18 protein-coding genes are annotated in these 18,845 nt (G+C 59.4%); 8 read left to right on the top strand and 10 right to left on the bottom strand.

The features are described from left to right. Positions 1-13: 13 nt before the first annotated feature. Together AB4O22_RS11135 and AB4O22_RS11130 are read right to left on the bottom strand one after the other, a co-directional pair. Positions 14-1,297 (bottom strand): TRAP transporter large permease subunit, encoded by a 1,284-nt coding sequence (locus tag AB4O22_RS11135; RefSeq protein WP_223471522.1) that lies wholly within the window; start codon positions 1,295-1,297, stop codon positions 14-16. Next, the gene (locus AB4O22_RS11130; protein WP_460096326.1) at positions 1,297-1,803 is read right to left on the bottom strand and encodes a TRAP transporter small permease; all 507 of its coding nucleotides are present in this window, start codon (positions 1,801-1,803) and stop codon (positions 1,297-1,299) included. The genes AB4O22_RS11135 and AB4O22_RS11130 overlap by 1 nt, the downstream gene beginning before the upstream one ends. A gap of 372 nt (positions 1,804-2,175) precedes the next feature. Here AB4O22_RS11130 and kdgD point away from each other — a divergent pair, with 372 nt between their 5' ends. Beyond that, on the top strand, positions 2,176-3,087 hold the full coding sequence (kdgD, locus tag AB4O22_RS11125) for a 5-dehydro-4-deoxyglucarate dehydratase (protein ID WP_223471520.1): 912 nt from the start codon (positions 2,176-2,178) through the stop codon (positions 3,085-3,087). 119 nt (positions 3,088-3,206) lie between these two features. On the opposite strand, the gene AB4O22_RS11120 is transcribed toward kdgD, so the two are convergent. The 7 genes from AB4O22_RS11120 to AB4O22_RS11090 form a co-directional block, all read right to left on the bottom strand. Further along, on the bottom strand, positions 3,207-4,451 hold the full coding sequence (locus AB4O22_RS11120; RefSeq protein ID WP_223471519.1) for a TIGR02270 family protein: 1,245 nt from the start codon (positions 4,449-4,451) through the stop codon (positions 3,207-3,209). 70 nt (positions 4,452-4,521) lie between these two features. Beyond that, complete coding sequence (locus tag AB4O22_RS11115) at positions 4,522-5,433, bottom strand: Kelch repeat-containing protein (RefSeq protein WP_223471518.1); 912 nt, start codon at positions 5,431-5,433, stop codon at positions 4,522-4,524. A 21-nt stretch (positions 5,434-5,454) separates the two neighbouring features. Beyond that, positions 5,455-6,468: a PAAR-like domain-containing protein gene (locus tag AB4O22_RS11110; protein WP_460096325.1), complete on the bottom strand. Its 1,014-nt coding sequence runs from the start codon at positions 6,466-6,468 to the stop codon at positions 5,455-5,457. Then, positions 6,468-7,508, bottom strand: a complete 1,041-nt coding sequence (locus tag AB4O22_RS11105; RefSeq protein WP_460097813.1) for a beta-ketoacyl synthase N-terminal-like domain-containing protein — start codon at positions 7,506-7,508, stop codon at positions 6,468-6,470. Before AB4O22_RS11105 ends, AB4O22_RS11110 begins: the two co-directional genes overlap by 1 nt. Then, on the bottom strand, positions 7,505-8,617 hold the full coding sequence (locus AB4O22_RS11100) for a DUF2169 family type VI secretion system accessory protein (protein WP_223472294.1): 1,113 nt from the start codon (positions 8,615-8,617) through the stop codon (positions 7,505-7,507). Before AB4O22_RS11100 ends, AB4O22_RS11105 begins: the two co-directional genes overlap by 4 nt. Positions 8,618-8,632: 15 nt before the next feature. Then, positions 8,633-9,091: a DUF6484 domain-containing protein gene (locus AB4O22_RS11095; protein ID WP_460096324.1), complete on the bottom strand. Its 459-nt coding sequence runs from the start codon at positions 9,089-9,091 to the stop codon at positions 8,633-8,635. Between the two features lie 16 nt (positions 9,092-9,107). Continuing rightward, on the bottom strand, positions 9,108-11,333 hold the full coding sequence (locus tag AB4O22_RS11090; protein WP_460096322.1) for a type VI secretion system Vgr family protein: 2,226 nt from the start codon (positions 11,331-11,333) through the stop codon (positions 9,108-9,110). Positions 11,334-11,882: 549 nt separating this feature from the next. On the opposite strand from AB4O22_RS11090, the gene AB4O22_RS11085 reads away from it, so the two are divergent. The 7 genes from AB4O22_RS11085 (at position 11,883) to AB4O22_RS11055 (ending at position 18,158) form a co-directional block, all read left to right on the top strand. Next, positions 11,883-12,587, top strand: coding sequence for a heavy metal response regulator transcription factor (locus AB4O22_RS11085; RefSeq protein ID WP_214510414.1), 705 nt, complete (start codon positions 11,883-11,885; stop codon positions 12,585-12,587). Beyond that, complete coding sequence (locus AB4O22_RS11080) at positions 12,587-13,960, top strand: heavy metal sensor histidine kinase (RefSeq protein WP_460096321.1); 1,374 nt, start codon at positions 12,587-12,589, stop codon at positions 13,958-13,960. Before AB4O22_RS11085 ends, AB4O22_RS11080 begins: the two co-directional genes overlap by 1 nt. A 128-nt stretch (positions 13,961-14,088) precedes the next feature. After that, positions 14,089-14,349 (top strand): DUF2790 domain-containing protein, encoded by a 261-nt coding sequence (locus tag AB4O22_RS11075; RefSeq protein WP_027913078.1) that lies wholly within the window; start codon positions 14,089-14,091, stop codon positions 14,347-14,349. A gap of 45 nt (positions 14,350-14,394) precedes the next feature. Next, a complete protein-coding gene (locus AB4O22_RS11070) occupies positions 14,395-15,441 on the top strand; it encodes an oxidoreductase (RefSeq protein WP_460096320.1) in 1,047 nt (348 codons plus the stop codon). A gap of 70 nt (positions 15,442-15,511) precedes the next feature. After that, positions 15,512-16,834, top strand: coding sequence for an NTP/NDP exchange transporter (locus tag AB4O22_RS11065; RefSeq protein WP_460096319.1), 1,323 nt, complete (start codon positions 15,512-15,514; stop codon positions 16,832-16,834). A gap of 71 nt (positions 16,835-16,905) precedes the next feature. Then, entirely contained in the window at positions 16,906-17,406 is a 501-nt protein-coding gene (locus AB4O22_RS11060; protein WP_460096318.1) for a lipocalin-like domain-containing protein, read from the top strand. A gap of 116 nt (positions 17,407-17,522) precedes the next feature. Next, a complete protein-coding gene (locus tag AB4O22_RS11055; RefSeq protein ID WP_223472301.1) occupies positions 17,523-18,158 on the top strand; it encodes a hypothetical protein in 636 nt (211 codons plus the stop codon). Between the two features lie 41 nt (positions 18,159-18,199). Here AB4O22_RS11055 and AB4O22_RS11050 read toward each other — a convergent pair whose 3' ends face one another. Beyond that, positions 18,200-18,745 carry a hypothetical protein gene (locus AB4O22_RS11050; RefSeq protein WP_024618963.1) on the bottom strand — a complete coding sequence of 182 codons (546 nt, stop codon included), beginning with the start codon at positions 18,743-18,745 and terminating at the stop codon, positions 18,200-18,202. Between the last annotated feature and the right edge of the window lie 100 nt (positions 18,746-18,845).

Here is an 18,845-nt window from a genome sequence, read left to right as displayed (position 1 = left end):
CTTGTCGGTTGTTTTAGTGGGCGAACCATTGCGCTGGAACGGTGACCAGGTCGGGGAAGATCACCAGCAGGAAAAGGACGATGGTTTCGGCGATCAGGAACGGGACGGTGCCCTTGAGCAGCGCTTCGTAGCGCATGTTGCCGATGCCACAGACGACGTTGAGCACCGTGCCCACGGGCGGGGTAATCAGGCCGATGGAGCAATTGATCATGAACAGCACGCCAAAGTAGATCGGGTCGATGTTCGCGGCGGTTACGACAGGAACGAGGATCGGCGCCAGCAGCAAAATCGTCGGCGTCAGGTCCATGACCATGGAGATCAGCAGAATCAGCAGCATGAGCACCACGATCAACAGCTTCGGGTTGTCCATGACCGGCTGAATGAGGTCGATGATCTGCCCCGGGATGTCCGCGATGGTGATCATCCAGGCCGGGATCGAGGCGGCGGCGACCAGGAACATGACGGCCGCGGTCGTTTTTCCTGCGCGCAACAGCAATTCGCTGAATGACTTCAGGCTCAGTTCCCGGTAGATCAGCGACGACACCAGCAGCGCATAGACACTCGCCACCGCACCCGCCTCGGTCGGCGTCACGATGCCGAAGCGCAGGCCGACCACAATGATCACGGGCAACAGCAGCGCCCAGGTGCTGTCGGTCAAGGCCTTGAGGCGCTCCTTGCCAGAAGCCTTGGGACTCAGTTCGACGTCTTTGTCGCGACGGGACACCAGCCACCAGGTGATGACCAGCGCAGCGGCGATCATCAGCCCCGGGGCGATACCTGCCAGGAACAGTTTGGTGATCGACAAGCCGGAGGCGACCCCCAGGACCACAAAACCGATGCTGGGTGGAATAATCGAGCCAAGCACCGAGACCGAGGCGATCAGGCCGCCAGATCGGTTGCGGTTGTAGCCTGCGATGACCATCATCGGCAGCAGCAGTGCGGTCAGTGACGCCGCATCGGCCAGTGCCGAGCCCGACAGGCTGGAGAGCAGTACCCCGGCGAAGATGGTGACGTAGCCAAGGCCACCGCGCAGATGCCCGACCAGGGAAATGGCCAGGTTGATGATGCGCTTGGACAGGCCGCCGCTGTTCATGACCTCGCCGGCGATGATAAACAGCGGAATGGCCAGCAACGGGAAACTGCCCGCCGAGTTGATGATGTTCTGCGCGATGATCTGGCCGTCGAACAACCCGAGCAGCCACATCAGGGCTACGCCGCAGAGAATCAGTGCATAGGCGATTGGCGCGCCTATGAGCAAGGCGGCCATCAGCACGCCGACAAAAACGCCCAGGGCCATTATTTGAGTACCCCGTGTGCGGCTGAGGACAAGGGCACGCTGGCCGGTGTGGCCAAGTGCTTCACCAATTGAACGCAGAGCAGCAGGGTGCTCAAGACGCAAAAGACCAACCCGGCGCCATAGAACAAGCCCATGGATATTCCGGTGGAAGGGGCGCCCACATGCAGGTTGATCACTGTCTGCTGCCAACTGCCCTGGAGAAACAGCGAAGTGGCAAACAGCATCAGCAGAAAGGTCAACGTCAACAGGTGTTTGGCTATCTTGGGCGAGACACGGCTGGTCAGGATATCGACGCCGATATGGCCCTTTTCATGAAGCATGAGTTGGGAGCCGGCGAAGACCAGCCAGACGAATGCCAGCCTGGAAATTTCTTCAGTGAAAAACAGGCCGGAATTAAAGCCGTAGCGCAACACGACATTGGCGAAAATCAGCGCTGTGATACAAACCAGGCACGCAATGATCAATACCTTCAGCGCTAGAAAATAGAGTTTCAGGACGTCGTTCATGGCGCTTGCACCAAGTTGAAGGTATGGAAGCTGCGCAACGGCGGTATTGCAAGGAGAGCCGCGCCACCGGGCCGATTGGAGCGCGCTGCAAGAAGATGCAAACGGAGCATAAGTAAGGTCACCTTTTTATTATTTGTTATATGTCGTCGTACGACATGAATAAGTCTTTCCTTCCGTCGTAGTTGTGTCAATGCCATTGGGACTTCTGGCTAAGTCAATGTTCTTATTAGTTAGATAAGGAATAGTAATCAGTTGGGAAGCGGGCGACGAAAGTTGGAGTGATTAGCTTTAAAGGTTGTTTTATTTGTTGTTGTATGATGACGTATGACATCAACTGCTTTTCCAATGACAATCAAAACAGGTGATAAAACAATGACTCCATCTGAGCTTAAATCCGTCCTTTCCTCGGGGCTGCTTTCGTTCCCGCTGACTGATTTCGACAGCCGCGGTGAATTCAACGCCGCAGGGTATGCGCGACGCTTGGAATGGTTGGCCCCGTATGGCACGAGCGCGCTGTTTGCGGCAGGGGGAACCGGGGAGTTCTTTTCCCTGGCGGCCGATGAATACAGTGCAGTCATCAAGACCGCAGTCGATACCTGCGCCGGCAGTGTGCCGATCCTGGCGGGGGTGGGCGGGTCCACGCGCCAGGCGATTCAATATGCGCAAGAGGCTGAGCGGTTGGGGGCCAAAGGGTTGTTGCTGCTCCCTCATTACTTGACCGAGGCGAGCCAGGAGGGGGTGGCTGCCCATGTCGAGGCCGTGTGCAAATCGGTCAAGATCGGCGTGGTGGTTTACAACCGCAACGTGTGCCGCCTGACCGCTGCGCTTCTGGAACGGTTAGCCGAGCGCTGCCCGAATCTGATCGGCTACAAGGATGGCCTGGGCGATGTTGAGTTGATGGTGTCGATCCGTCGTCGCCTGGGTGATCGACTCTCGTACCTGGGCGGTCTGCCGACGGCTGAGGTCTATGCCGCGGCCTATAAGGCCCTGGGGGTTCCGGTGTACTCGTCGGCGGTGTTCAACTTCGTCCCTAAACTGGCGATGGATTTCTATCACGCGATTGCCAGGGAAGATCATGTGGCCGTTGGCAAAATGATCGACGATTTTTTCCTGCCCTATCTGGACATCCGTAACCGCAACGCGGGTTACGCGGTCAGTATCGTCAAGGCCGGAGCAAGAATTGTCGGCCATGACGCAGGCCCGGTACGTACGCCGCTCACCGAACTGTCTTCTGAGGAGTACAAGCTGCTCGCTGCGCTGATCGAAAAGCAGGGCGCGCAATAACCCCACCATGATTGAAAACCACTGAAGACACAGTGGTCGGCGAGACACCCTGCAAGAGCAAAGCTCTCGCGGTGTGTTTTGTTTCTGGAGGGCAGCGGATTGCCCGATATATCGCCTGCTCATCGCCCGAACAACAAGCGCTTTTGCCGCCAGGCCGGTGCGCTCGTGGGGAAAAGTACTTCGTTTGGCCGATAGCGGGCGATGCCGCAGGCGGCGGCGATGCGCTGGCGTTGCTGGCCTCGGGCAAGGGCTTGCTGAAAACTGCTTTCACTCTGGGGCTGTCCCAGCACATAACCGACGCCCACCTGGAAATCGCCGCCGTGGGCCTGCCACCAGTGGGTGATTGACTGCGGGTCGGGCCAGGGCAGGTTTTCGTCGGGGTCCATCGCGACATTGGGGTCTTCAGGGTCATCGTTCGGGCCCGCATCGAAATCCGGCAAGGCCAGCAGTTCCAGGTCGAGCAGCGCCAGGTCAACGCCGGTGATCAGGCTGAAGGCTTCACCGGCGACCCGGGCATAGGGCAGGTCGCTCATCTGCTGGATCAACCACGGTACGCAGACCGGATCGCCCAGCAGCCCAAGGGCTTGGATGCCGATGCGCCGATCCCTGGGATCCTGTACCCACTGGCGTATCCAGGCGACGCTGGGCTCGCGTTCCTGCCAGGCCAGCAGTACGCAGAGCGCGCGGTACTGGAACTCGCCCGGTTGTTCGGCGAATTGTCGCAATGGCTCCAGGGCTTGCTCGTCGCCCATCTGTGCGGTGGCCCAGTTGGCCCAGAAGCGCGTGGCCGCATTCTCATGCAGACGATGGGTACGAATCGCCGGCAGCAGGTCACGCCGGCGCAGCTCGCCCGCCGTGCGGGCGGCACGTGCCAGCACGCTTGGGTCGGCATCGGAAAGCACGGCCAACAGGGCGGGGCCTGGATCGTGGCGATGCATACCGCAGGCTGCGAGGCCGAGGCGGCGAAACAGGGGCTCGGGGGAGGCGAGCATACGTTCGATCCAGGGCGATACCCGTTCCCAGTCAAGCCAACCCAAAGCCATCAGGTAACCGCGTTCTGTTTCCAAGGCACTGCGCAAATGCTCGCTGAGCCGCGACAGCACTTTCGCATCGGCCGTCTCGAAGGCCAGCACCACACTGGCGAACATCTCGCCGATAGCGTGTGGTCCGAGCTGGGTCAGTAGCGTTTCCAGACCACCAGGGGCTGCGATTCGCAAGCCGTCGAGGTGGGCGTCGAGGCGGTTATCGAGTTTGTCGAGGTGGTCGATATCGTAGTGTGGGGCGCGCAGGGCGTAGTCGCGCAGGACGGCAAGGAAGCTGGCTTCTTCGGCGTGTTGGTCCAGAACAACGGAAGTGACTAGCATGTTGAATGTTACGCCTCCAGTGGTTCTTCTACAGGAAACTTCGAATGACTTGGCGTGCCCTTGGCACGCATTACTTCATTATCGTTTGCCATTGATCATCGCGGATTAACCCAATCGTTCTGTCCGCAAAGGACCATACCCCTTCGGTGCTGCTTCGAAGCACTGTGAATTGGAGGTCTGCTTCTTCTATATCCAAGGCAATCAAAGTCTGTCCGGCGACTTTGTCCACACCGGCCAAATGTGCTGCATATATTTCATCGTTATAGGCCGCAATCCCCCAGTAGCTTCTTATCGTGTCAATCGGCTGAACAATGGACCATTGATCTGCGACGCCGATCAGTACAGTCCCATTCTTGCCAGCAATGGCATAGTGACCGTTGTCCAGCCGACAGATACTGGTAAGACTTGCGTTGGTTGGTAGATCAAGGACGGTCCAGTTTGTACCGTCGAAATGCGCAGCGTAACCATCGGAGGTTACAGCGACCATGTCGCTGCGACTGCTTCCGGCGATATCCTCAATTGTCACATCCTGATTGCCCACGCTTAACTTCGGCAGTGTTTCGAACCTATCGCCGAACAAGCGATAGACCTGGCCGACAGATCCTGCGCAGATCACATCGTCACCCAGGATCCGAATTCTGCGCAGTGGTCCGATGTTACTGACGGCAGCGTTTGCGTAGGCCTTTCGCGAGGCTTTGAGCGCCTCTCTTGTTGTTGGCGATTTCCAATCGAAACGCACGACTGAACCGTTCTCTCCCAAGACGTAAGCAGAGCCGTCAATAGCGGCATCAACCGAGAGAATAGCTTCTGCAGACAATCCGAACTCAAGCCAGGCATCCTGCTTTCTAACGCCGACCCTATTCTTTGGGTTGTCATAATCGTCGCCAATGGTACAGGTAGCGATGATGATACCCGCGACCGGACTAACGCCCTCCTGAATAAAGGCCCCGTCAATAAACTCCGCATCTGATATTCCGTTCATCTTCATTAGATCCTGTGCTTGTTAATCGTCCAATACTATGGCGAGTGGCGGCTGTTTCGCTCTGGGCAGCGGATCGTTGGGTTTCACCGTCAATTCCATCTTCTGGTGATCATTCTCCAGCTGCTTTTGCAGGCACTCCTTGTTACATCCTTTGGCTCCGGGAGGAACATTGACTTTGCCAACCGCCGACTTCGCGCCTACCTCGCAACCGACGGCCAGGGTATAGGCCTTGCCTCGGTTGGCAGGATTAGCGAGCCAAGCATTTCTTTCGACGGTGTAATTGCACCCTACCTGTCCATGCTCGGTACGTAATGAATGGCTATGGCCTTCCACACAGAGACAGGGAGCCTTGTCCGATTCATAGTTCGTCGCTGCGTCTGTGGAGCCTCGGTTGACATGTGCGACGAATTCCTTGGATGGAAGCAGGTGGTGGCCTGTCATCTGTTTGCCATCCGCGCCGTTGCAACAACGGTTCGGGGTCTTCGGCATAAGCAGGCATTTACGGCTGCTACAACACTTGGCGCTTTTGTCTTTGGCACCAGAGCATTGGGTCTTAATATCCTTTGCCATTGGTTGGCAAGGGTGACCAGCGGTATCCATCGCAATTGCATCTTGATAAGGCCAAGGGCCGGTGTTGCTTGTCGATCCGTGGTTATGGGTGGTCAGGTCCATGTTTCGCACGACGTTTTCAGCTTCAAACTTCACATTCATCGACCAGGCTGTGAAATAGACTTTCCCTTTGATCTTGCCGGTGATGATCCCCTTTTTTGGCGCATTTCCAGCTTCATCCCCATAACTGGTCTTGAAATAACTCTTATCCTTGAGCATGGCCTCCTTGCCACTGATCTTCACCGTTCGCGTACCCCTGGTGGTGTCCTTGGCCAAGCCAGTATTGGGGTAGGGAATCGGCACCCCCAGCGGGGTGGGCGGGGCTTGGGGCGGGGTGAAGCAGACATCCGGAAAACAGGCGATCGACTTGCCGTCGGCCGCCTTGCAGGAAACCTCCATATTGTTGGCGTAGACCTCATTCGCCATTACGCAGCCCTCACAGTCTGGTAACTGAGCAATGCAACGGCGCGTTCGCCGGCGTCGTTGCCGAGGTGGCAGAAGATATTCGGACCTTCGCCGTAGCCCTTGCGACTGGCGGCCAACGCCACGGCGAGCATGGCCGGGCCGATGGCGGCGCCGACTTCGCCGATGCAGTCGGCCGGGTGCCAGAGATGGAAGAACTCCTTGCGTACGCGCAAGGTTCGGCTGAGGGCCAGGGAGGCTTCCTTGAAGTAGTACTGCTCGCCGGAGATGTCGGTGAGCCGATAATCCATTTGCTCCAACCCACAGCCGGCTTCGTTCAGCGCCGCCCGTACAGCTTGAGTCAGGCCTTCGGCGCGCAGGGGAATGCCTTCGGCCTCCACCGTGGCCTTTTCCACGCCGAACCCCAGGCCCATGCAGACCAGTTGCGGCTCTTCGCTGGCAACGGGGGCGGCCAGGACCACGGCGGCGGCGCCTTCGCCGGGGATAAACCCGTTGGAATTCTGGCTGGTGAGCAGGCGTTCGCGTGCTTCGAAAGCGGCCAGCGTCGGTCCGTTCAAAAAGGAGTCGACGCCAGCAACCAGTACGTGGCGATTGCCGCCTTGGTAGATGAGCGTACGCGCATTAAGCAGGGCCACGGCAGCGCTGACCCGTCCACGGGCGATGACGTTGGAACTGGGATGAAAGCGCAAGCCCAGTTCGGCTTCGATGGCGTGCAGCAGCCCCTTATCGAGACCATTGAGGCGGCCGGGGCGCTCGGCTTCCGCTACCCCCAGCAGCAGCGGAGTCTTTTCCGGATCGACGTTGGGGGTACTTTGTAGCGCCTCGGCGATGGCACGGGCGGCCATCTTGATCAGCTTGGTGCGGCCGCGCCAGGGCTGTTCCAGAGACACGCTGGCGGCCATCAGCCATTCGCCACCTTGGTCAATAAAGCGAGTTTCCTGAAAGTTGTCGATGGCGCAGCGGATCGCCGCGCAGCTCGCGGCTGCACTAAGGCCGACAGCGCTGACCATGCCGGAGCCGATGATGCAAAGCGCGGTCATCAGTCCGCCTCCTCGGGTGCCTGCTTGGCTTTTACCAGGGAGGAGAGCGACGGGTAGTAATCCTTGCCCAGTTCACGGGCGCGCCACCAACCCGTGGACATGGTGCCGACCAGCACCTGGGCGATCTCGAACATATTGCGTCGCAGCGGCCGGGAGACACGCCAGGTCAGCTGCACCTGGAGCGCATCCGTATCAATCAGCAGGGTGTCGATGACCGCCTGCACAGTCTCATGGCCACCTTTTTTCAAGAAGAACGTTACCGGCACCTCCATTTCAGGGATGCGAAAACCCGCGCGCTCCTGGGGCGTGAGGTTGAGCAGCAGCACGTCCTCGCCGCCACGCAGGTAAGGAATCTGCTGATCGTCAGGGGCCGCCTGGAAGTAGCGACGGTCGAAATCTTGCGGCAGAAACGGAAAGCAGTCGGCCAGCCAGGTTTCGTCGTAAGTACCGGCGAAGCGGGCGCGTTGCGGCCAGCTACGGCCCAGGGGGCCGAGAGCCATGGGGCGGAAGTCGCCGGAGGGGCTGTCGATCGGCTTGCCCAGTTCCTCGGTATTGGGCATTGGCTTGTAAGCGACTTCAGCACTGTCGATGCTGCCTGGGAACCAACCGCAACCGCTTGGGTTGTCCGGGTAGCAATGACGCATATCCGGATTCTTGGCCATGGGATGGGTACCTCCGTAGGCCTGGGCATAGGAGATGTCCTGCTCGGTAAAGGGTTGCGGTAAACCGGGAGAAACCCCCAATAGCCCCGGTTGCCATTGTCGGGGGCCGAGGACGGAAAAGGCCTTGCTCATCTGACCGATGCGAATGCCCGCTGCCAACTGCGTCACGGGCCGCCCGCCTGGGGCATAGGCCTTGCCGCGTACCAGCACATCGCAGAATGGCTTGACCGGGGCGAAGTCCATTTCCTGTAGCGGAGCGCTGAGCCCCGGCTCGCCGAGGAAGGTATCGGCCATCAGCAGCGGTTGCTGGGTGTCGGCGAGGGTTGCGGGACGGCCGTCCAGCGGCAAATTGAACGTGCCTTTGGCCACTATCACCAGGGATTCGCGGCCATCGGGCTCCAGGCCCTGGGTGTAGGCAGCAAGCAGTTTGCTGGCGTTGAGCAGTTCCATAGGCCGACTACCTGTCTAGTTGATCTGCACCGAACCGCCCTTGATGCGATTCACGCCGGATGACCGGTTCGAAAGATAGGTCCCTCGAATCAGCACCTTGCCCTCGCGGGTGAGGGTGATGCTGGCCTTGCCGCAGCGCAGGACGATTTCCCGCTCCGCGGTGAACTCCAGGCGTTCGCCGTCCAGGTGGGCGACGGCTGGCGTTGTGGTTTGCGGCAGACGCTGGATGCGACCGATCACCAGCGGACGGCTCAGGTCGCCGGCCTCGAACATCAGCGCGACCTGGGCGCCGATGTCTGCGCGGGCGAGTGGGGTGGTGGTGCGCGCGACGAGACCGGTTTCGCCGGGGCAGCCAGGGAAGGCGACCACAGGGGCATCTGCACTGGGCACATCCAGCAGCACCCCAATCACGACGCCATCCACGCGCGCGGGCGTGGCGGTGGCGGAAACGGCTAAATGATATTCAACGGTCATGGCGCCCACTCCGTGGCTAGTTCTGCAGGATTTTCTGGCCTTTGACGACAACGTTCTTGTTCGCCTTGATGTTGATGGCGCCAGAGCCGTCGATGGTGATGTTCTTGCCGCTGATCACGATGGTGCCGTCCTTCTTCATGGTGATGCTCGCCGCGCCCGTGGTCAGGCTGATGGAGTCGCCGGCGGTAAGGGAGAAATGCTTGCCCACGTCCAGGCTGTCGTTCTGATTGATGTTGGTGGTGCGATTCTGGGCGACGTCGCGGGATTCGTTCTGGCCAATCTGGGTGCTCTGGTTGCCGTTGATCTCGATGCCTTCGTTGCCCTGGACCGTTTCGTTACGGTTGCCGCTGATGCTGATCGTTTCGTTGCCGCCCACGTCTTCGGTGCGGTTGCTGGCGATGCTGATTTTCTCGTTGGCACCGACTTTTTCCGTGCGGTCGGCACCGATGGTGATGGTCTCGTTACTGCCCACTTTCTCGGTGCGATTGGCGCCAATGGTGATTTTCTCGTTGCTGCCAACATCCTCGGTGCGGTTCACACCGATGGAGATGGTTTCGTTATTGCCGACCTTTTCCTTGCGATCCACACCAATGGTGATGGTTTCGTTGTTATCGACGGTTTCGGTGCGGTCGTGTTTGACATGCACGGTCTCGTCGTTGTCGATGGTCTTGCGGCGATCATGGCCGACCCAGTGGGTTTCGTCGTTCTCGACCTCGATGTCCTGGTTCTTCTCGGCGTGGATAAACAGTTGCTCCGAGCCTTTCTTGTCCTCCATGCGGATTTCATTGAAGTTGGCCGGTGAACCGCCCTTGCTTGAACGACTTTTCACCCCGCTCTGGGTGGCATTGGCCGGCAATCCGTAGGGCACGGTCTGTTCAGCGTTGTAGACGCGGCCAGTGATAATCGGCCGATCCGGATCGCCCTCGAGGAAACTGACGATCACTTCCTGACCGATCCGCGGGAGCTGCACGGATCCCCAGTTCTTGCCGGCCCAGGCCTGGGACACGCGAATCCAGCAGGAGCTGTTTTCGTTGGACTGGTCATGGCGATCCCAGTGGAAATGCACTTTGACCCGGCCATATTGGTCGGTCCAGATCTCCTCGCCACTGGGGCCGACCACCACGGCAGTCTGCGGCCCGCGAACAATGGGCATAGGGGTGAGGGGGAGAGGGCGGAAGACTTGGCTGGCATCCATGCAGTCCAGCTCGCTGACGAACTGTTCGGCAACGTCCGACTGGCCGCTTTCATAGGCATCCTGACGGATCTGATAACGGGCGGTCACCACCAGGTATTCACGGTTCTGGTCGGCACGGTCGTATCCCGTCAGCGTGAACACATGACCGCAACCGATTCCGCGGGCGCGACCGCGTAATTGCACACGCTCGAATTGGCTGTGAATGGCTTCGATGCGGGTACGCGCGTAGTGATCGCCATCGTTGCTCTGGACGTATTCACCCGGGTAGTCGTAGAGCGGGTAGTCGGCGTTGGTGTGGTTGCGCGGCACGCTGGAGCGCACCTCAAGACTGGCGCGCGGGCGCAGGAAGTCATAGTCGTTCAGGGCCAGCGAACCGGGTTGGACTTCCCGTGCCAGTTGCCAGTCGTAGAAATGATCGCGCTCGCGCATTTGCCGATCAGGTGGATAGAAGGGCACCGAGGCATAGTCTGGCGCCGTGGAGTGGGCGCCATAGGCGTCGGCCAACACCAATACATGGCGCGCCTCTTCATGGCGAAAGTAGTAATAGATGCCTTCCTGCTCCATCAACCGACTGACGAAGTCGAAGCTGGTTTCGCGGTACTGCACGCAATATTCCCACTCGCGGTAGCTGCCGCTCAGGCTGTCCTCGAAATCGGAGAAACCGAGGTCGCGGAACACCTGCTTGATGATGTCCGGCACGGTCTTGTTCTGGAAAATCCGGCAATCGGAGGTGCGCGTGAGCAGCCAGAACCAGGGGCGCAAACTGACGCGATAACCGGCGAATTGGCCGTGGCCGGTCAGTTGCCGGCAACTGCAGACAATGCCGTGGAAGTAGCGTTTGCCGCCGTCATACAGTTCCAGGGTCAGGCCCATTGGCTTGCCCAGCAGCTGGTCGAACGTGATCGCCCGGTCTTCGGAGGTCAGGTCCAATTCGTAGTGGAACAACCGCCCCAACTCTTCGCTGCCTTCCATGCCTTGCAACAACAGGACATCGCCGCCGAGAGGACTGTCGACCTGTACCAAACGGTTGTTTTGCGTGATTGCCATGAACGGCTTCCTTTGGCTCGTGTTCGGGCGTCAGTTGGCCGTCGTAAAGAAGGTGGCGTCGCATGCATCGTCGTCGCCATAGGGGATGCCAGGGGGAATCGAGTCCAACAATTGCTGCACATCCACCACAGGGGGATCTCCTTATCGGTCTTGCGGTCTTCAATCAAACTGGACGTACGAGCAGATCCTTATCCTGCGGATTAACGTGTGTCTGGAGCCCGTTGGATAACGTTCCAGCATCGCCCCAAATGGGACGGATACCTGACGTCAAGATAGGTGACGGAAGGTCGTCTACATAGTTTCGTTAGCTATAACTGTAATTCAAAATTCGAATAACTCCACGAGAATGACGAACTCGGCCCTTGAAGCATTTTCTGACAAGAATGTCAGGAGGCGGTCAGCCTGCGGACACCTTCACAGCCTAGACTGGGGAAAATGTACATCCAGGCGATCTTGCAGGGGGGCTTGAAGCATCAGCACCAAGCCAAACATCGGGATCGACTATTTGATCTCCCAATTTGTGGCACCGTTTCAGAGAGGCGTTACCCGATGCGTTTGCTCATTGTCGAGGACGAAGAAAAAACCTCCTCCTACGTCCATCGTGGCTTGACCGAACTCGGCTACATTGTCGACGTTGCCACGAATGGCATCGATGGCCTGCATTACGCGCTGGAATGGGATTACGACGTGGTGATCCTGGATGTTATGTTGCCGGGCAAGGACGGCTACGACGTGCTGCAAGGCCTGCGCCTGCACAAGAAAACCCCGGTCATCATGTTGTCGGCCAGGGGGACGGTGGATGACCGCATTCGAGGACTGCGCGAGGGCGCCGATGATTACCTGGGCAAGCCTTTTTCGTTTGCCGAACTTGTCGCACGTGTCCAGGCCTTGATCCGTCGTCGCGCCGGTGACACGGTTGACCTGACGCATTTGCGCATCGACGACCTGGAGGTCGATCTGCAAGCGCGCAAGGTGACCCGGGGCGGGCTGCGGCTGGACCTGACGGCCAAGGAGTTCTCCCTGTTGAGCCTGTTGGCGCGGCATCAGGGCGAAATTCTTTCCAAGTTGATGATTGCGGAGCAGGTCTGGGACATGAATTTCGACAGTGATGCCAACGTGGTCGAGGTTGCGATCAAGCGCGTTCGCGCCAAGGTAGATGCCCCGTATCCGCGCAAGCTGCTGCATACCGTCCGTGGCATGGGGTATGTGCTGGAAAGCCGTGAGGTCGATGGCAGGCAAAGTGGAACGCCTTGATGAAAAGATCGATCGCCAAGCGGCTTGCCCTGATGTTCGCCCTCGCTGTCCTGCTGATCATGTCGATCAGTGCGACGCTGTTGCGCTGTTCCTTGAAGCAATCGCTCGATGAGCAGATGCAGAACGAGCTGATCCTGCGCCATTCCGTGCTCGACCCGGTGCTCGCCAAATACGATTCGCCGACGTTCTGGGTCGGTTTGCGCCAGAAGCTCGACGGCCTGACGCCTGCGGATGAACGGGTCCGCTATTGGATCCTGGTTGACGACCCCGCCTTCAGCTACGGCGGGGCGATGCCGGACGGCCAGGATTGGTCGAAGCGCTCCGATGGACTGTTTACCCTCGACCTGCCTGACCGAGAGCGGCCCATGATGGCGTTGCTCAAGACCATTCCCGCCATGGGCAACCGTCCGGAACTGCGTTTTATCGTGGGGCTGGATTCAACGCCGTTTCTGAAGACCCTGGACCACTTCACCAAGATTTTGATCCTGACCTCGGCGTTGGGCATCGGGCTGGTTGCGCTGCTCGGTTACTGGATCGCGCGTTTCGGCCTGGGGCCGGTGAGACGACTGAGCCGTCAAGCCAATAGCCTGCCGCCGGGAGATTCGAAGCAGCGACTGGACACCGAGGCGCTGCCTGGCGAATTGCAGGAGCTGGCGGTGTCGTTCAACGGTGCCCTGGCTCGCCAGGAAGCGGCCTGGTGTCAGCTCGAAGGGTTCAATGCCAATGTGGCCCATGAGCTGCGAACGCCCTTGACCAATCTGATCGGACAGACCCAGGTGGCATTGGCCCACGGGCGCGATGTGGGTGAGCTGCAGGATCTGCTGCAGTCGAACCTCGAAGAGCTGGAACGGATGGGCACCATCGTCAACGACATGCTGTTCCTGGCGGGGGCCGAGAGCGGGCAACGGGCAACCGAGCTCAGTGATGTCTCGCTTTATGAAGAGGCGTTGAAAACGGTGGAGTATCTGGAGCCGGTCTTGCACGACAAACAGCTGGGCGTGGTGATCCAAGGTGACATGCGCGTGTGCATCGACCGACGCCTTTTTCACCGCTCCCTGGCTAATCTGATACAGAACGCGGCGCGCTACGCTGTGCCGACCAGCACGATCACGGTGAGCCTGGTCAACCACGGCATGCAGGTCGAGGTGAGCGTTTCCAATGCCGGAGAGCCCATCGACAATTCGCACCTGGAGCGTTTGTTCGAGCGTTTCTATCGCGCCGACACCGCCAGGGCGCGAAGCGATGCGCACCATGGCCTGGGCCTTTCCATCGTGCGGGCGGTGGCGTCCATGCACGGTGGCCGCGTGTTTGCCCACAGCGAAAATGGGCTCAACACCTTCGGATTCTCCTTGATGAACCAGGCGGCGCCTTAGTCGTCGCCTGCGAGTAAAGTCTGCCCGCGTTTGACATCTTCCCGTCAGCCAGCAGTCACCTTGACGTCAGTCGCCCCCGCCTAGAGTGCTACGACCATCCCAACGAGGACAGTGTCGTGGAGCCCACTATGAACATTCGAAACCTGTCGATTGCCGGCCTGCTGGCAGTCATCTCCTTGAGCGGTTCACCGCTGCTCGCCAAAGAACAATCGCAGCTTCCGGCCTACGAATATGGCATGCCGCTGGACATTGCCAGGGTCATTCATATCGAGGCGGCGACATCGCCGGTATGCGAGGTCGTGCCAGCCAAGATGACCTACTTGAACACCCAAGGGGTAAAGAAACACGTCAGCTTTCTGCAGTTGGCTGAGGCGTGCTCGACACAGTGACCGTCCGGCGATGCCGGTTCATTTCTTCAGACAGGGACCATCACCATGTGGAATAGCACAACAACACCCACCATTGGCCGCATGAGCCAGCTTGGAAGACTGGCTCGAATCCTCGCTGCGGGCGTCGCGCTGCTCAGTGCGGTGAGTATCGAAGCCTCCACTCGCGTTGCACCGAAACCAGACTGGTCGACCGGCGACATACCGTCCCAAAAAGGTCGAATTGTCCTGATCACCGGTGGTACCAGTGGCATGGGCTACGAGGATGCGCTGGCCTTGGCGCGTGCCGGCGCCGAGGTCATCATCGCCGCGCGCAACCCGGAGCGCGGCGCACAGGCCATTGCGCGTATCCGCGAGTCCGAGCCCGACGCCAAGGTGCAGTTCGAGAACGTGGACCTGGCTGATCTTTCATCGGTGCGCGGCCTGGCCCAGCGTCTCCATCAGCGACTGCCGCGCCTCGATGTGTTGATCAACAATGCCGCCGTCATGGCGCCGCCCGAGCGAGGCACGTCCGCCGATGGCTTTGAACTTCAGTTGGCCACCAACTACCTGGGGCACTTCGCGCTGACCGGCCTGTTGGTGCCGCTCTTGCGTCAAAGCGAGGATGCCCGCGTGGTAAGCCTGTCCAGCATTGCTGCGGCGCGCGGCGCGATGAATCTTGATGATCTTCAGAGCGAGCAGAAGTACGACCCGTACGCCGCCTACGCGCAATCGAAACTGGCCGTCTTGCACTGGGCATTTGCCTTGCAGCGGCGCAGTGATGCCGAAAACTGGGGCATTCGCAGCATGGCGGCGCATCCCGGCGTTGCCGTTACCGAGTTGGTCGCACGGGGGCCAGGCCTCGACAGCGAGTTCGGTCGGCGCTGGGCAAAGGACCGTGACGCGTACCACTCAGCGGCACAAGGGGCGTTGCCCACCTTGTATGCCGCCACGGCTGCGCAAGCCGTGGGTGGGGCTTATTACGGCCCGACCGGTGACGATGAAAGACGCGGTCCGTTGGGGTTCGCCAAGACACCGCCCGCCGCGAGCACGGAGGCGGATGCCGAGCGGCTCTGGGTTGTCTCCGAGCGTTTGACCGGCGTGACCTATCGCTGATGCAACCCTGGGCGCGGGCGTCCGTCCCGCGCTTGACCTTTGTCTTGTTGCCGTTTCTCCGGAGTCCCTTATGAGTGCGCCTTCCTATTTGCACCGGCTGAGTCTCGCCCTCAACGCCCGTGACGGCGAGTTGCGTCCGGCGCTGTGCGGGTTCCTGCTGTTCCTTTGTCTCTTCACCGGTTACTTCATGCTGCGCCCAATCCGTGAATCGATGGGCATCGCGGCGGGGGTGGAGAATCTGCAATGGCTGTTTACCGCGACCTTCCTGGTCATGCTGGCAGCCGTGCCGTTGTTCGCCTGGCTCAGTTCACGGGTGCCGCGCCTGCGCCTGATCGACTGGGTGTACGGTTTCTTCGGTTTCAACCTGCTGATGTTCGTCGAGCTGTTCCAGTTCCAGCCGGACAGTGTCTTGGTGGCCCGGGTCTTTTACGTCTGGATATCGGTTTATAACTTGTTCGTCGTATCCGTGGCCTGGAGCTTGATGGCGGATGTATTCGACAGTGAGCAGGCCAAGCGCCTGTTCGCCTTCATCGCTGCGGGCGCCAGCGTCGGCGGCCTGCTGGGGCCGACCCTGAGCGCGCTGCTCATCGGTCCCCTCGGCGCCTCGGGGTTGATGCTGCTGGCGGCCCTGTTGATCGGTGCCACGCTGGTGTTGAAACGAGCACTGATGCGGTGGCGCGAAACGGGCGGAGCCGGCCGCCCCGGCGCCGCACCGACGCAAAGCCCTCGGCAACCATTGCACGGTAATCCGTTCAGCGGTTTGACGGCGGTGCTCAAGTCACCTTACTTGCTGGGAATCGCCGGCTTCGTGGTGCTGTTGGCGACAGTCAGCACCTTTCTCTATTTCGAACAGGCGCGCCTGGTGGCCGAGCACTATCCGGATCGCCAGGCGCAGGTACGCATCTTCGGCACCATCGACATCATCGTGCAGGCCGGTGCGTTGCTGTCCCAGTTGTTCATCACCGGCCGCATCGCGCCGAAGTTGGGGGTGCGTGCGTTGTTGGCCGTCGTGCCGCTGCTCATGTGCATCGGCTTCCTCGGCCTGGCGTTGGCGCCGGGGTTCGCTCTACTGGCGGCGGTGATGATCGTGCGACGGATCGGCGAATACGCGTTCGTCCGGCCGGGCAGGGAAATGCTGTTCGCGCCGCTGGATGCCGAGAGTAAATACACGGCCAAGAACTTCATCGACACCGTGGTTTATCGCGCAGGTGACGCCATGAGCGGCTGGGCCAAGAGCCTGCTCGACCTCCTGGGACAAGGCGCCGGCCCGGCCGCGATAATCGGCGCCTGTTGCGCACTGCTGTGGGGTTACTTGGGCTGGCAACTGGGGAGGAGGGCGGATAATGCCACTTTGCGGGAGCTACGCTTGGCGGCCATCTCGGCCAGGGCATGAAGACCGTGCCGACCAGAATGAAACCCACTCTATTGTCTGCCGCGTCGTTGCGGCGAGGAAAGGTGAAGCGGATGAGTCTGAAAAATACGCTACTGGCAGTCGTAGCAGCCATTGCCTTCTCGGCGTTCTCCACAGCGTTTGCGGGCAAAGAAAATTCCGTGGTCGGGACATGGCGCATGGTCAGTGCAACCGTTGAGAGCCAGGGCAGTAGATCGAATGCTTATGGCCCCGATCCTCATGGTTGGCTCGTCTTCACGCCAGAGCTGACGTTTGTCGAAGTACTCACGGATCCACGCGTGCCAGCGTTTCGATCCAACGTTCGTGGCGAAGGCACCGATGAGGAAAACCGGGCCGCGATGGCGGGGGGCATCGGTTTTTTCGGGCGATATACCGTCGACCAGAACGGTGAGTTCACGGGCAACACTGTCGAAGGGGCTACGTTCCCGAACTGGGTAGGCGCTGTGCGCACCCGGGACGACCTGCAGTTGAAGGTCGATGGCAACCGGATGGTAGAAGATTTTCGCCGCCCGGATGGGGCGAAGGTTCACATCGTCTTTGAGCGTGTCAGGTAATCGCGAAGCGGCGTGTGTGCAATCAGATGATAGCCTTTTGCTTTTAAACGGATCCCGCTAGAATTCGTCCCCCTCTCTGTGAGCGGCATTAGTCCAAATTACGCAAGGAAGTCGATATGCAATTTGCAAAAGCCATAGGCCTAGCCCTGGCCTTGAGCCTGAGTGGATGCGCCAGTTTCACCAAAGATGAAGTAGCCCCCGTGAATCTGCCTTCAATGGCCGGCTACTCGAACAAGCCGAACGTCTATGTCGATTTCGATTTCTATCAGGGCGACCCCGACAATGCCAAGGCCACCGAGGTGCCGCAGGCTCGCGACATGCTCAAGCCGGATCTGAAGCGGACCTTCGATGAGTCAGGGCTTTTTGGGCGCGTGGTCTTTGACGAATTCCAGAAGCAACCAGGCGATTACAATCTTCGTTTGAAGGTCTATAACCATGCGCCGGGCGGTGGGCAAATGGTCCTGGCGTTCCTCAGTGGCTTCACGTTCACGATCATTCCTGCGTTGGCAACCGACCAGTACACCATGAGCCTGGAAACCCTGGACGAGCAGGGCCAGCCGTTGGGCAAGGCCAGCAATCATGATGCGATCAACACCTGGATGGGCATCTGGTTCCTGCCCCTGGCAGGTAATACGCCCAAGGCGGCCATCACCGACACCTTCAACCGCCAGGTCAATGCTCTGTTGAAGAACTGGGTCGACAACAACCGCATAAAATACTCCGCTGTCGACACCCGCATTCCACGGGGCTGACACCGATAGAAAAAGAGCCGCAATCGCGGCTCTTTTTTTAATTACTTCAACGCTTGAGTGAACTGCGGGTCGTTGTACAAGCTCTTGAGCAGGTCTTGCACCATTGGGTTGTAGTTGTTCGCGGCCGCCGGAATGGCGATCGGACCGAAGAAACTGCTGTCCCAATCACGCTGCACGTCTTTAGTGGTTTCGTATAAAACCTGATCACCTTTACGCAGCGTGAAGCGCGCAGCCACTTCGCCATGGCCGCTGCTCATGCCTGCGGTGAGCTGGCTCTTGACCAACTGAACCTGCAGCTGCCGATCAGCCCGAGGGTCCAACAGACCCGCCTGGCGGAGCTCATCGTTGATCGCGGCCTGGATGTGCAGTGGAACGCTGCCCTCGGGCGACGAAATCGGGTTCAGGCGCACCATCAGCGACCCTTGACCTGAATCCGCATTCACCTGCGTCTCGCGCAAGGGCTGCATGGGTGCATTTTTCTTGAGCTGCTGAACGTTCTGAAAGTTGGGTTCATAGCGGGTCATGGTCACACCACAACCTTGTAGCAGCAGCGCGCAGAACGGTAGAGCCAAGTAGAGCTTCTTCACAGCAAATCCTTATGTGCTTTTTTAGAAGGGGTGATTATCGACTGGTGGCCTTGAGCTATCAATGGTGAAGTGCGGTTTAGAATGCAGTGGATGATGAGAA

Source organism: Pseudomonas sp. S3_B11, from assembly GCF_054667715.1.
Note: the sequence above shows the minus strand (reverse complement) of the source record. Positions and strands in the feature narration are given on the sequence as shown.